The sequence below is a fragment of the Sporosarcina sp. Y838 genome, assembly GCF_056786515.1.
Genome location: NZ_JBXCJD010000022.1, coordinates 36,589 through 50,744 on the forward strand (window position 1 = coordinate 36,589; position 14,156 = coordinate 50,744).

At 42.0% G+C, this 14,156-nt stretch carries 16 protein-coding genes and 1 rRNA gene; 1 reads left to right on the top strand and 16 read right to left on the bottom strand.

The window, feature by feature from the left end; translation table 11 throughout:
- Window positions 1-13: 13 nt before the first annotated feature.
- The 5 genes from rsmA to metG form a co-directional block, all read right to left on the bottom strand.
- Window positions 14-907, bottom strand: coding sequence for a 16S rRNA (adenine(1518)-N(6)/adenine(1519)-N(6))-dimethyltransferase RsmA (gene rsmA / locus AC1TO4_RS17440; RefSeq protein ID WP_482103227.1), 894 nt, complete (start codon window positions 905-907; stop codon window positions 14-16).
- Window positions 900-1,466, bottom strand: coding sequence for a ribonuclease M5 (gene rnmV / locus AC1TO4_RS17445; protein WP_482106326.1), 567 nt, complete (start codon window positions 1,464-1,466; stop codon window positions 900-902). The genes rsmA and rnmV overlap by 8 nt, the downstream gene beginning before the upstream one ends.
- A gap of 139 nt (window positions 1,467-1,605) precedes the next feature.
- Complete coding sequence (locus AC1TO4_RS17450; protein ID WP_482106327.1) at window positions 1,606-2,844, bottom strand: ubiquitin-like domain-containing protein; 1,239 nt, start codon at window positions 2,842-2,844, stop codon at window positions 1,606-1,608.
- A gap of 135 nt (window positions 2,845-2,979) precedes the next feature.
- Window positions 2,980-3,747 carry a TatD family hydrolase gene (locus AC1TO4_RS17455; RefSeq protein ID WP_482106328.1) on the bottom strand — a complete coding sequence of 256 codons (768 nt, stop codon included), beginning with the start codon at window positions 3,745-3,747 and terminating at the stop codon, window positions 2,980-2,982.
- Window positions 3,748-3,948: 201 nt separating this feature from the next.
- Complete coding sequence (gene metG, locus AC1TO4_RS17460; RefSeq protein WP_482106329.1) at window positions 3,949-5,922, bottom strand: methionine--tRNA ligase; 1,974 nt, start codon at window positions 5,920-5,922, stop codon at window positions 3,949-3,951.
- A 391-nt stretch (window positions 5,923-6,313) separates the two neighbouring features.
- Between metG and AC1TO4_RS17465 the strand changes: the two genes are divergently transcribed.
- Window positions 6,314-6,592: an AbrB/MazE/SpoVT family DNA-binding domain-containing protein gene (locus AC1TO4_RS17465; protein WP_149582631.1), complete on the top strand. Its 279-nt coding sequence runs from the start codon at window positions 6,314-6,316 to the stop codon at window positions 6,590-6,592.
- 71 nt (window positions 6,593-6,663) lie between these two features.
- Here the strand turns inward: AC1TO4_RS17465 and rsmI are convergent, their stop codons facing one another.
- The 11 genes from rsmI to rrf form a co-directional block, all read right to left on the bottom strand.
- Entirely contained in the window at window positions 6,664-7,542 is an 879-nt protein-coding gene (gene rsmI / locus AC1TO4_RS17470) for a 16S rRNA (cytidine(1402)-2'-O)-methyltransferase (RefSeq protein ID WP_482106330.1), read from the bottom strand.
- Complete coding sequence (locus AC1TO4_RS17475; RefSeq protein ID WP_482103233.1) at window positions 7,520-7,807, bottom strand: GIY-YIG nuclease family protein; 288 nt, start codon at window positions 7,805-7,807, stop codon at window positions 7,520-7,522. The genes rsmI and AC1TO4_RS17475 overlap by 23 nt, the downstream gene beginning before the upstream one ends.
- Window positions 7,791-8,540, bottom strand: a complete 750-nt coding sequence (locus AC1TO4_RS17480; RefSeq protein WP_482106331.1) for a tRNA1(Val) (adenine(37)-N6)-methyltransferase — start codon at window positions 8,538-8,540, stop codon at window positions 7,791-7,793. The genes AC1TO4_RS17475 and AC1TO4_RS17480 overlap by 17 nt, the downstream gene beginning before the upstream one ends.
- Before the next feature lie 95 nt (window positions 8,541-8,635).
- Window positions 8,636-9,010: a DNA replication initiation control protein YabA gene (gene yabA / locus AC1TO4_RS17485; protein ID WP_482103235.1), complete on the bottom strand. Its 375-nt coding sequence runs from the start codon at window positions 9,008-9,010 to the stop codon at window positions 8,636-8,638.
- Window positions 9,011-9,023: 13 nt separating this feature from the next.
- Entirely contained in the window at window positions 9,024-9,851 is an 828-nt protein-coding gene (locus AC1TO4_RS17490) for a PSP1 domain-containing protein (RefSeq protein WP_482106332.1), read from the bottom strand.
- Complete coding sequence (gene holB, locus AC1TO4_RS17495; protein WP_482106333.1) at window positions 9,844-10,851, bottom strand: DNA polymerase III subunit delta'; 1,008 nt, start codon at window positions 10,849-10,851, stop codon at window positions 9,844-9,846. Before holB ends, AC1TO4_RS17490 begins: the two co-directional genes overlap by 8 nt.
- A 61-nt stretch (window positions 10,852-10,912) precedes the next feature.
- Entirely contained in the window at window positions 10,913-11,353 is a 441-nt protein-coding gene (locus AC1TO4_RS17500) for a YaaR family protein (protein ID WP_482106334.1), read from the bottom strand.
- Window positions 11,354-11,372: 19 nt separating this feature from the next.
- Entirely contained in the window at window positions 11,373-11,702 is a 330-nt protein-coding gene (locus tag AC1TO4_RS17505) for a cyclic-di-AMP receptor (RefSeq protein WP_482103239.1), read from the bottom strand.
- Between the two features lie 35 nt (window positions 11,703-11,737).
- Window positions 11,738-12,379, bottom strand: coding sequence for a dTMP kinase (gene tmk / locus AC1TO4_RS17510; RefSeq protein WP_482106338.1), 642 nt, complete (start codon window positions 12,377-12,379; stop codon window positions 11,738-11,740).
- A 7-nt stretch (window positions 12,380-12,386) separates the two neighbouring features.
- Entirely contained in the window at window positions 12,387-13,835 is a 1,449-nt protein-coding gene (locus tag AC1TO4_RS17515) for an aminotransferase class I/II-fold pyridoxal phosphate-dependent enzyme (RefSeq protein ID WP_482106335.1), read from the bottom strand.
- Window positions 13,836-14,086: 251 nt separating this feature from the next.
- Window positions 14,087-14,156 (bottom strand): 5S ribosomal RNA (rrf, locus tag AC1TO4_RS17520); the annotation flags it as partial.

Below are 14,156 nucleotides of genomic sequence, written 5' to 3' on the forward strand. Positions count from 1 at the left end.
TGTTCTTTTTTCGTTATTTCTTACGCTTTATGAAGAAATCCTCGTACAAGGCATTGGAAAGACTTGCAAATTCTGCAATTGTCAGTGTTTCCCCTCGTCTGCCTGGATCCATACCTATTTGTTCGAACGCTTTCAATATCTGCTCTTTTTTTAATTTGCCTTCAGGCAACGAAGATTGCAAGTTATTCAGGATCGTTTTTCTCCGTTGGACAAATGAACCTCTGGATACAACGAACATGAAGTCTTCATCAATCACTTCAGCGGGTGCAGATTCTTTTCTTGTTAAATGTAAAACGGCAGATTCCACGTTTGGTTGTGGCATAAAAACTGTCTTAGGCACAATCATAGCCACTTCCGCATCCATATAATACTGAATAGCGATTGACAGCGAACCATAAGCTTTCGTCCCTGGAACAGCAGTAATTCGATCCGCTACCTCTTTCTGCATCATGATAACCATTCCTGAGATAGGAACTTTACCAATCAAGAACTTCATGATAATCGGTGTTGTCACATAATAAGGCAAGTTTGCAACAACAACGACATCCTCGTAATCGGCAAAGTGTTCTTTCATCACTTGTAGAAGATCGACCTCCAGAATATCCTGGTGAACAATCGTAACGTTGTTATAAGGTGACAATGTGTCTTCCAAAACCGGTAAAAGACGGCCGTCAATTTCAAATGCCACCACTTTTCCCGCGCTTCTAGCAATATGTTCAGTCAGTGCACCTATTCCTGGGCCAATTTCAATAACGCCTGTTTTTTCCGTCAGGCCTGCATGAGTTATGATATTTCGTAAAATATTTGGGTCAATCAAGAAATTTTGCCCTAAACTTTTCTTAAGTGCAAAACCGTGTTTGGCAAGAATCTCTTTCGTCCTGACCGGAGTTGCTATATCTTTATTCATTATTTTCTTTCTCCTCCTTGTCTAGAACTTTCAACGTTTCTCCCAATCGTTCATAACCGATTCGGAACATCTCAAGCCGCTTTTTTAAGCCTTTCCCATTTACCGGGCCGATTTGTAGCAATTCACTCAAACGTTCTCGCCGCCTTTTTGCATCTGGATGACCAATTAGTCTCGCTTCCATCAAGTCCGCAAACGGGATATCAACAATTGGCTTATCCTCCACTGTATAAACAGAACGCAGCGCTGACCGGATGTCCTCATCGGCTGCATGCTCAATTCCGACACCTGAACCATTTTTAGCTATGGTCAACTTTTTTTCAAGAAACGCATGTTTAACGCCCGGAATCCGTTCTTCGATGATCGCGCGGATTCTTCTGCCCGGAAAGTCGGGATCGGTGAATACGATGACACCTCTTGTTTCCTGCGCATGGCGAATACGTATAAGTGTCAATTCATCGATTGCGGAACCGTTTGTTTCAATCGTATCTGCACCTGTAGCTCGTTTTAAGGCAACTGTATCAGACTTTCCCTCAACAACAACAATTTCTTTAATGTTCACAAAAATCCTCTTTCCCATTGCGTTCTTACCCTAATTCTACTCTGCACACAGGCGTATGTACAGATATGTAGGTGACCAATCATACTTCGGCATAACGCAATAATCCGCAGGACTACTTAGAGTCCTGCGGATTGTTATATCAATCGATAATCTTAACTTTCACTTGGCGTCTGCCGAATTTATAAGCATCGCTTTTCGTCGCAACATGAAGATCTATCTTTTTGCCCTTGATTGCGCCACCTGTGTCTCCTGCAACCGCGTGTCCATAACCTTCAACCCATACCTTTGAACCGAGCGGGATAACGCTCGGGTCGACTGCAATAACTTTCAAGTTCGGGTTAGCACGTAAATTAATGCCTGTAGCTGTAATGCCTGAACAACCATTACATCCTGCTGTATATGCTGTGGCCGTCACATAAAACTCTTTGCTCCCGGCTGATGAGTCGTTACGGGAAACCGTTTTGTTAGACGACTTTTTTGATGAGGGTGTCGCTGCGCTTGCAACTATTACTTTGGAGCCGATTGCAACAATTTTCTTTTGTGATGCTTTAATCGGTTTTTCATCTACTAACTTACGGGAAACTTCTTTTCCATTTTCTTTTACTACTTCAAACTTTTTTGAAACTAATCCTTTCTTTCCTGCCTGGACGATTTTCTCCCGTCCTTTCAGTAAAGTTGGATCGCTGCGTGTTTCAACTACAAAGTTTGCCGGTTCTTCCACTACATCGGTGACCTTTTCCACTCGTACGATTTCCACTATAGAACCCGGCTTTAAGTAACCATCAGCCTTTCCGTTCAGGCGATCGTCTCCATTCAGTTGAATGTTTTCTCTCTTTAAAAAGTCAGCGACCGTAGTCGAAGGTGACTGGACCTTCTTCTCTTTTCCTCCGTCATTCAACGTTACTTCAAACGCTTTTTGAATGACAATATTGCTATCTTCCCCAAGTTGTTCATGAATCTGGGGTTTTACAACGTCATAATCGGTCAGTTTAATACCGGCTTCAGCTAGTACGTCTTTCACCTTATGATTAGTCGTCCATATGGATGTGATTTCCTGGTCGACATTTATTTTGACTTGTTGCGACTGTTCCCACCTGACCGATAAACCATCTTCGATTGGTGTATTCACTGAGGGTGCCACTAAATCATGTTTGGCAACTTTAATATCCTGCTCGGATAAAAGGTTACCTACTGTATGTGCATGTGTCTTGATGTTAAGTTCTTCTCCGTCCACGTCCAACGTGATCGATTTCTTTGTTCCTTCAAAGAGAACAAGTGAAATAACAGTAACGAATAGCGCAAGTGAAACTGCGGTAATAGCTAAACGTTTACCCCTCAATGACTTATAGAACAGGTTTTTCATCGTGCTTTTTTGCATGAAAAAAACTCCTCCTTCAGTACTCGGCAAATTATAAAGGTAAGTCTACAGAGTGTCAACCCATTTGGACTTAATTCATTGCAAGTTTAAGAAGTTCTCCATATGTAAAGGATGGAAAACTTCCTGTTCGTTTAATCAATCAATGTTAAATACTTTCAAAGCATTTTTTGTAGTCTTTTCTGCAACTTCTATAACTGGAAGGTTTTTCAGCCTCGCAATTTCTTCTGCAACCAAGGTCACCCAAGCTGGTTCGTTCCGCTTTCCACGGTAAGGATGAGGTGCGAGATAGGGCGCATCCGTTTCTATTAATAAATGCTCAAGCGGTATTTCGGTAGCAACTTCTTTCGGTGTTTTTGCGTTTTTAAAAGTTACGGGTCCCCCCAGCGAAATCATAAAATTCATGTCGATGCATTCTCTTGCCGTTTCGACACTTCCTCCGAAACAATGCATGATTCCGCCCGTTTTTTCCGCTTCCTCTTCTCTCAAGATACGAATGACATCCGCCGTTGCATCCCGGTTGTGGATAATGATGGGAAGATTTACTTTTTGCGCGAGCCGAATCTGCTTCCTGAACACTTCCTGCTGGATGTCTTTCGGTGATTTATCCCAATGATAATCTAGACCTGTTTCTCCAATACCCACCACTTTAGGGTGCGCAGTTAATGATTCTATCCACGCCAAGTCCTCATCGGTACAATCGATTGCATCTACAGGGTGCCAGCCAACGACGGCGTAGATGAAGGCATGCTGTTCAGTTAGTTCCATTGCCCTTAATATGGTTTTGCGGTCAAATCCAATAACCACCATTTTCTCCACACCAGCCTCAAGGGCTCGTTGAATTACTTCATCTACATCTTCTTCATACTGGTCTGCATTTAAATGGACATGTGTATCTATATACATCTATTTTCGCCTCACAATGGTTTTATTGTAATTTAAAGAATTATGCTTTTCATCTCACACATTTAACAAAACGATTACAAAACGGTTTTATTGCAGTGAAAGGAAAAACGGCGTTTCCAAGAGGGACGCCGTTTTTATTCATTCTTTTTTAGTCTAAAACTTTGGACTAACTGACTCATAAACAACCTGCGAAAGTATAACTTAGTTAACCTTAGCACCGTTTTCTAATGAAGGATCTACTGTTGCAAGTTTTAAAGTACCTTCTGATTTTCCTGCTAAAATCATGCCCTGGGATAGTTCCCCACGTAATTTTACAGGTTTCAAATTGGCAACAACGATTACTTTCTCACCAATAAGTGATTCCGGTTCGTAATGTTCCGCGATGCCTGAGACAACTTGCCTTTGTTCATAGCCAAGGTCCAGTTGTAATTTAAGCAGTTTATCCGCTTTTGGGATTTTTTCGCAAGCGGTTACTGTCGCAACTCGTAAATCGATTTTCATGAAATCATCGATTGTAATCTCAGCTTCTACTGTCTCTTCAATTTCAACTTTAACAGCCTCTTCTATAGGGGCGGCTTCAGCGGGAGCCGTGATTGCCATCTGATCGCGAATATAAACGACCTCAACATCTGCATCCAGACGTGGGAAAATCGGTACACCTTTCTCCACAACTTTTGTTCCTGTTGGGATATTAGTAAAGTTACCAAGTGTGTCCCATGCAAGCAGTTCTTCATCCAGACCCAGTTGTGAAATAATCTGTTTCGGTGCTTCCGTCATGAACGGTTGCAATAATACAGCGATGTGGCGAAGCGATGTGGCAAGATGTAGCATTACCGATGCCAGTTGGCCTTTATCTTCTTCATTTTTCGCTAGTACCCATGGCGAGGTCTCATCGATATATTTGTTAGTCCGTGATATGAGCGCCCACAGATCACCAAGAACTGTACTGAATTGCATATTCTCCATTGAAGTTTCATATTTCTCGACTGTAATTGTCATGAAATCCGTCAAACTCTTATCGAATTCTGTCGCGACAATATCTTCTGTTGGAATTTCTCCGTCAAAGTACTTATTAATCATCGATATGGAGCGGTTCAATAAATTCCCGAGATCATTTGCTAGGTCATAATTCGTCCGTTCAACAAAAGATTCGGGTGAGAATACACCGTCTTGACCAAACGGTAGCTCGCGAAGTAAGAAATAACGTGTCGCATCCAGTCCATAACGTTCAACGAGCATTTCAGGATAGACGACGTTCCCTTTGGATTTCGACATTTTTCCATCTTTCATCATGATGAAGCCATGTGCAAAAACTTTTTTTGGTAAAGGCAAATCAAGTGCCATGCAAAAAATCGGCCAATAAATCGTATGGAAACGGACAATGTCTTTTCCGACGACATGGACGTCTGCCGGCCAGTATTTATTAAATAATGAATCGTCTTTGGTCTGATAACCGAGTGCGTTAATGTAGTTTGTCAGTGCATCGACCCACACATAAATGACATGTTTCGGGTCTTTCGGAACTTTTATACCCCAGTCAAACGACATACGGGAAACAGAGAGGTCTTCAAGGCCAGGTTTAATAAAGTTATTAATCATTTCATTCTTCCGAGATTCGGGTTCGATAAACTTCGGATTGTCTTCGTAATACTTCAATAGTCTGTCTGCATATTTCTTCATATTAAAGAAGTACGATTCCTCTTTTACTTTTTGGACTGGACGTCCACAGTCAGGACAATTTCCATCTTCAAGCTGTCCTTCCGTGAAATACGTTTCACAAGGTAGGCAATACCATCCTTCATACTCACCTTTATATATGTCACCATTATCGAGAAAAGTCTTAAAAATCTTTTCAACGCCCTCTTTGTGACGTTCTTCCGTCGTGCGAATGAAATCGTCATAGGAAATGTCCATAATGCTCCAGACTTTTTTCGCTATTTCAGCGATACCATCAACGTATTCCTGGGGCGGTAATCCGGCCTCATCAGCTTTTTCCTGTATCTTTTGACCGTGCTCATCCATTCCAGTCAAGAAATGGACATCAAATCCGCGTAGACGTTTATAACGTGCCATCGCATCAGAAGCCACAGTTGTATAAGCGGTACCAATATGGAATTTACCACTCGGATAATAAATAGGTGTTGTAATATAAAATGTCTTATTCAAATCAGCCAAGACTATTCCTCCAGTGTGTAAGTATATATTCTCTATTCTATCGAAAGGATCCCATCGACACAATGAAATAACCCGGCAACAGCCGCTTTCATTATATTTGCACATGTATTGGTGTATAACCGAGCGAAGGCTTCTTTTCAGAGGTAACAAGCTGCATAAGACTGACGGAAGGCATCTCTGCGCTCCAAAGCAATCCAAAGAATTTCTTTAATTCAACAAATCTCTTTGATATTTTTATGTCTAAAATATGTTTTTTACAAGAAACTACTATTTTCCTCATAGTTTCTAATAAGATGTATTGACGTTAATTGGAAGATTTGGTATGATGGAAAACAGCAAGCGAATTATGTCGAATTTTGACGAAAATAATTGTTTTGAAAGGAGTTTAGCTATGAAATCCACTGGTATTGTAAGAAAGGTCGATGAACTCGGACGAGTTGTTATTCCGATTGAGCTACGTCGTACACTTGGTATCGCACAAAAAGACGCTTTGGAAATTTACGTTGATGAAGATAAAATCATCTTGAAGAAATATATGCCGAATATGACATGCTCCATTACGGGCGATGTGTCTGACGATAATTTAAGTCTGATTGATGGAAAATTGATTTTGAGCCCAGAAGGCGCAAAACAACTAATCAAAGAAATTGAAGAAAGCTTACAAAAATAATCATTAACCATCACTGTCCAGAACGGTTATCCGTTTCGGACTTTTTTCTTATTTTTTCATACTCTTTTACATCAATCAATTTCGACATGAAACTCTTTATAAACATCCCGACGGCTTAATCCACGTTCATTTGCCACTTCCCTGATTGCCTCTTTTGAACGAAGTCCTTTTTGTTCTATTAATTCAGTTACATGTGCATGGATATCCAAGTCATGCCACCACGCTTGTTGTTCTTCAACAATTACTCCATCGCTGCCTTCAATGACAATACAGAACTCGCCTCGTATTTCATTCGATTCTGCCCATAATACAGCCTCTTCAAGCGTACCGCGAAGAAATTCTTCAAAACGCTTTGTTAGTTCCCTTGCCAGAACAACTGAACGTTGTCCACCAAAGCTATCTTGCAGCGCACGTAAACTTTCCTTCAACCTGTGAGGAGCCTCATACAAAATAACTGTTTCTTCCCGCTGTTTTAAATGATCTAATTGAATCGTCCGCGCTTTTTTCTGGCGCGATAAAAAACCGTAAAACAAAAAGGGCTGCGGTACCAACCCCGATGCCACCAGCGCGCTGATTGCCGCATTTGCACCTGGTACAGGTACTACATCATAGCCTGCACCAATCGCTTTAGACACAATATCCGCGCCCGGATCAGAAATACAAGGCATACCGGCATCACTGACAAGTGCTACTGACTTTCCGTCTCCCAGTAGTGTCAAAATCTTTTCTCCACCAAATTCTATATTATGTTCATGATAGCTTATAAGAGGCGTTTTAATTTCAAAGTGATTACACAACCTGATCGTATTTCGCGTATCTTCTGCTGCAATCGTATCGACTTCATTCAATATACGAATTGCACGATATGTCATGTCTTCCAGATTGCCAATTGGTGTCCCGACCAAAAATAGTTTTCCGCCGCCCAGCTCAGCACTTTTTTGTGACTTCATCGACATTACGCCTCTTTCCAATATAATTTTCTTTGGCATCTCTTTTCAGTTGTTTGAACTGATATTCCGCCTGCATTGCTTCACGTTTTGTTTCAAAGCTTTCATGATAAATACAGCGGACAGGTTTTTTTGCACGGGTATACTTCGCGCCTTTCCCTTCATTATGTACACGAACCCGTTTTTCTAAATCATTTGTATAACCGGCGTAATAAGAGCCATCGTTGCATTCTAAAACATAGAAAAGATGCTCACTCGTTTTTTCCATAAAGGAGGCGCCTCACTTCTTCCGTGTAATCATTGTCAGCACCGTATACATAGAGGGGCGGCAGTATTTTCAAGTCGGGTTTGCCGTCTTTTATCCCCTCAATTAATAATGTATTCGCTTCTTTGCCCTCTTTGGGATAAACAAATTGAATCCGCTTAGGTTCCAAACGATTGGCACGCATTGCAGTGACTATATCGAGTAAGCGCCCGGGACGATGAACAAATGCTGCTTTTCCCCCCTGTTTTAACAATTCACTCGCTGATTGGATAGCTTGGTCAAGTTTCAAATGGATTTCATGTCTGGCAATCGCCAGATGCTCGGATAAGTTCCTTTCGCTGGCTTCATTTGAAGGGAAATACGGGGGATTACAAGTCACTGTGTCGTACTTTTCAGAACCTATTTTTGCTGCGATTCCGATAACGTTGTCATTAACGATTCGAATTCTACTTTCTAACCCATTGTATCTTACACTTCTTTGAGCCATTCCCGCCAAACGCTCCTGCAATTCAACAGCAATAATATCAGCGTTTGTTCTTGCACTTAAAAACAATGGAATTGCTCCATTACCGGCACATAAGTCTACAATTTTTCCAGCACGTATCGGAACATATGCAAATCTTGCCAGCAATACTGCGTCCAGGGAAAATGAGAATACGGACGGGCTTTGGATTATCCGTAAATTTTCAGCCAATAAATAATCAAGCCGCTCATCATCTTGTAAAAATTCATCCATAATAATTTCCCCCATTTTAAAAAATCCGTAAAGTGCCTAGCGTACAAAGAATAAAAGAAAAGCCGACGCCTACATTATAATAGGATCGGCTCATTTCATACGTTTTGTTTATTTAGAAAAGAGAGACAGAACAGACAGTCTTCCCCTTTACGACTACCTCCGTAATGGACATTGCAGACGTGGAACCCTTCGTTATACAGGCGTGCCAAATTATCGACACCTTCGCCAACATCTATCGTATTCGGTTTTTTCCGATGCTTGCGCGTATTGATAATTTCTTCTGTTTGTTCATTCATTTGTTTATCCATTTCTTCAAGCCGCTTGCGCAAATGATGGTTTTCGAGTTGAAGCGAATGGTTCTCTTCCGTCATCTGCGCGACGAATCCAATCAATTCGCGGAATTGCTTTTGCATAGATTCGAGTTCTTGCTCGAATTCCATAACCCTATCCAGAAAGTTCCTTTCTTTCAACTATCCCACCCCATTATTTCATCAATTGAGCTATATTTTTTTGTTGCTCTACTATCTCTTCCAATGTATATTCTAGAACCAAGTCCTGGTCTGTCATACTTACTTGAAGAAGGCGTTCAAGTAAATTCAGTCCGACAACTTTCCCTGGTCCCTCTGCTGTTTGGACACGTGTACCAATGTCCGGCATCAGTGCTTTTGCCTCTTCGTAATCATCATTCTCATATTTCAAGCAACACATAAGTCGCCCACATAAGCCTGAAATTTTCGATGGATTAAGTGATAAATTCTGATCCTTAGCCATTTTTATAGAAACCGGCTCAAAATCACCAAGGAATGTCGAACAACACAGCATCCGACCACAAGGACCAATACCCCCAAGCATCTTCGCTTCATCGCGTACGCCTATCTGACGTAGTTCAATACGCGTGCGGAAAATCGAAGCAAGGTCTTTAACAAGGTTTCGGAAATCTACACGGCCTTCTGCTGTAAAATAGAAGACAATTTTGTTTCGATCGAATGTATACTCGACATCAACTAACTTCATTTCCAACTTATGTTCAACGATTTTTTCTACACCTGTGCTAAAAGCCCTCTCAGCTTCGAGTAGATTTTCCTCCACTTTTTCGAGGTCCTCGGTTTGTGCGGGACGAATAATTTTTTTGAGTGGCAAGACCACATCATTTTCACCGACTTCTCTTACTTTACCTGTAACTTTACCGTATTCGATTCCTCGCGCGGTTTCAACGATGACATAGTCCCCTTCATCGAAAGCGTAATCGAGTGGATCGAAATAATATATTTTACCCGCTTTTTTAAAACGGACTCCTACAACTTTATACAACAAGTAACCCCTCCTGCATGCTGAGCACCAATTGTTCCATTAAAAGCGTGCGATTCATATTGCCGTGTAATTGCTTTTTGGCTCGCAATATTGCCTCCATGTTAGCAGACAAACGGCTATATGTCATCTTCATCGAAAGACCTTTAATAAGTTCTTGCTGATCAGGAAATGCCGCTGTTGACTGCAATCCTGCTTTAGAAGCGACTACATCTCTATATACATAGAGAAGCAAGTCGAGTCCGCTTTCAGTATCTTCCTTCTCTTTGATTAAAGGGACCCATTCTGATTGGATGAACAATAACGCTTCATGGACATGTCGATCCGATGCTTCAACCAATTTTACCACTGTTTTTCGTATGTGTGCAAATTGATCATCGCCTGCTAGCCGAAATGCTTCTTCCTGATTGGCTGTTACCATCGAAACCGTCGCCGCCATTGATGGAGTAATTCCCTTTTCAACAAGCTGACCAATCATTATTTCTCTAGAAGGTGGTAAAAAAGATACGCGTTGACACCGCGATTGGATCGTAGACAAAATCGATTGATACGAATCGGTTAGTAAAATTGCCGTTACATCCCCTTCAGGTTCTTCAAGAAACTTAAGAAGCGTATTCGCTGCAGCAACATTCATCCGATCTGCCCTACTAATTATATATATTTTCTTGCCTGCTTCATAACCCTTTTTCGTCATACTGAAAACAAGATCGGACATCTGATCTTTTTTGATATCTTGTCCGTCTGGTCGGATGAGCGTTACGTTGGGATGATTGCTGGATGAAACACGACGGCAGGAATGGCATGTTTCACATGGAACAGATTTTTCGGGGTTAATACAAAGGAGCAGTTTGGCAAAAAAAATGGCTGCAGCTTCTTTCCCAGTTCCACGCTCGCCATCAAACATGTACGCATGTCCAATTCGTCCATTTTTATGTGAAGAACTTAAGCGTTGAATTACTATTTTCTGTTCCCGCACCAGCCGGTCAGTACCTTCTTCTGTCATGTTAACCACACCTCCCCCGTGTTCAAAAAAACCGTGTTTCTAAGCGATAGAAAGCACGGGATTACATGTATAGATTAATAAGAAGCCCTTTGATTTCTCCTATTTTGGCTAATAAATCAACGGATGTTTTTTCTTCGTCCAATAAATCATTTGCCAGTTCAATTAATCGATCGTCAATCGTTTCAACAAGTTTTAATCGGCGCCCTTCACCGAATTGATTCCATGAGTGGGACTGTTTAAGCCCCATTCCAGATTCAACGGCTTCTTTTAAAAAGCGCTTGATGAGCATTTTGAATTTGGCCATATCACGCAAGTTTCGTGAACGGGCAATTCGGTCCCCGGCCGATGAAATATCTCCGAGAAGCCTAGTAATTTGCTCACCTTGAAGACGCTGTTCCTGTTTAACAACCATCTGACCAAAACGTGTTCCGCCTTGTGATGTCTGCAAGGGATCATTTCGCGTCTTATCAAGTCCAGCTCTATAATCACCATTGACTTTCATTTCGGCTCACCTCTGTCCATCAAAAATGATGGAAATGTTCGATTGGAAGGACAAATACCGTCGCGCCACCAACTTCAACTTCAACTGGATATGGAATATATGAATCAGCATTTCCGCCCATTGGCGAAACAGGTGCTACCATTTGATCGCGTGAACGGCAATTTTCCCGAATAAGTTCTAGTGCCTTCGGAACAAGGGTTTCGTCGGTCCCGATTAGGAACGTCGTATTTCCAGATCTAAGAAATCCTCCCGTACTGGCTAATTTCGTTGCCCGGAAGTCTCCTTTGGTTAAAGCCGTAGATAATCGGTTACTATCCTGATCTTGTACAACTGCTACAATCAATTTCACGATAATCTCCCCTTTTCCGCTTTCCAACCATTATATCATGAATCTGACTTTTTAATGAGTTGGGCGCATACGATTTTCCAAATATTTTCCGTTACCTGCTCTTGAGAGAGCGAAGCATCTGTAACTTTTATTCGTTCGGGATACCGCCGAATAAGTTCTAGATACCCCTCGTAAACCAGCTCATGGAAATGCAGACTCTCTTTATCCAATCGATTCTCTTCGCGCATTTCGTTTGCTGCAATTCGCGCAAGTCCTGCTTCTGGATTGATATCGAAGAACACTGTCAAGTCAGGCATTGTGTCACCTATAGCGAACTCGTTAATAGATAGAACCTCATCGATTCCAAGTCCGCGGGCATGCCCCTGATAGGCTAATGAGCTATCGACAAAACGATCGCACAAGACAATTGTTCCTTCCCTGAGTGCCGGAACAACTTTTTCAACAAGATGCTGCCTTCTAGCAGCCGCATAAAGAAGCGCTTCCGTTTTGGCATCCATTTCCTGATGATCGTTATCCAGAATAATCTCACGGACTTTTTCCGCAATCCGTATTCCGCCAGGTTCACGTGTCAAAATAACCTGTTTCCCTTCATTCTTCAAGCGTTCATATACCTCTTTAATAACAGTTGTCTTACCGGCCCCTTCAGGACCTTCAAACGAAATGAATTGACCTTCCAGTATCATATTATTCCTCCGCTCTATTCTTTACCACAATTATCTGTTTTTCATCAATTTGAATGGATCCCTGGAACTTTGCCCCCATTTGAAGTAGTTTGTCCAGTGATTGGATATGCGCTTCACTTACAGTTTCCCCACGGATCAAGAGGGGTATACCAGGCGGATATGGAGTAATCGACTCCGCCGCAACACGATTCACTGACTCTTTGTAAGGAATCCATTCTACTTCCATATGAGCCATTTCATCAGACGTATAAGCTAGGCAAGTCAACTCTTCTTCGTACAGGGCTAGATCTTCTATCCCCTCAGTATTTTCTGTTGCAGGCAGACCCACAACCGCTGTCTTGATGCTGTTACAAGTTTCAGCAAAGGGATAAAATATTTCTGATTTCAATAGCGGTAAAACAAATAACACCTGATAAGGGTCTGCCAGTTCCCCGAATATCCCTACCGCTTCCAGCCGCTTCTGCAGATCAAAGCCTGAACAACCCTCTATTCGTAAAATAAGTTTTAAGGGATCATCCGTTTTAATCGTTAGAAGTCGCGGAATGAGATTGAGTTGTTTGATAAAAATCTCACGCCGTTCCATGAACCTATCTTTATCTTCTTTACTAAAGGATTCCGCGAAAGCTCGGGCATCATCAAGTGAAGCCATCAATAAATAAGAGGGACTGCTAGATTGTAACATCCCTAAATAAGAAGCAACTTTCTCCGAAGATATATAATTAGTGCGCATATGTAGAAATGAGGCCATCGTCATAGCCGGTAACGTCTTATGTGCTGATTGCACGACTATATCCGCTCCCATCTCCAATGCCGAACGCGGGAACGGTTCACCTACGACAAAGTGTGCTCCGTGTGCCTCGTCCACCAATACAGGTACTCCATTCATATGACAAAGTCTGATTGTTTCTTCCAGCTCCAAACCTGTTATGCCGTAATAGGTGGGGTAAGTCAGAATAACAGCTACTGCCTCTGGAAACGCCTGGAGCGCCTTGTTAACTTGCGCAGACGTCACAGTGCCAGCTGTCTTGGTTGCTTCATCCCAAGCTGGAGATACAAACACAGGTCGGGCCCCCGTCAACTCAATAGCATGGAAAATCGACTTATGCGCATTACGCTGAACGATAACAGTATCTCCTGCACGGCAAGTTGCATAAACCATTGCAATATTCCCTACGGTTGTGCCATTCACCAAAAAAAAACTACGGTCGGAACCGTACAACGAAGCAAGCTTCTGCTGCGCCTTTTCAATAACACCATTCGGTTCATGGAGATCATCAAGTCCCTTTAATTCAGTGAAGTCATATTGGAGTGCTCCCTGCAGTTCGGAAGGTAATCCAGAAAGCATTCCATGCTTGTGTCCCGGCACGTGAAATGAAATCGGATTTGCATCTTTAAATTTGGTTATTGCCTCAACAAGTGGACGTTCAGAACTTTTCAATACAATTTCCACTCCCTTTTCTTCCTTCTATTATATACGACTATAGATAGGTAAGAGTAACAATAAATCCTGTTAATACCGCTTCGACGCTGTGTGGATGCCTCCCCAAAGCGCCAAGCAATCTAAAATCAAACTCCCTCAAAAATGGACACCCCAGCGCCAAGCCATTTACATTTTTATGTCTGCTTTCAATATAACCTTCGGTTAAAATCTAATATAAACATAAAAAAAGCCATTGCCCGAAGGCAATGACTTTACTTTGAGACCGGCGACGTCCTACTCTCACAGGGGGAAACCCCCAACTACCATCGGCGCTGAAGAGCTTAACTTCCG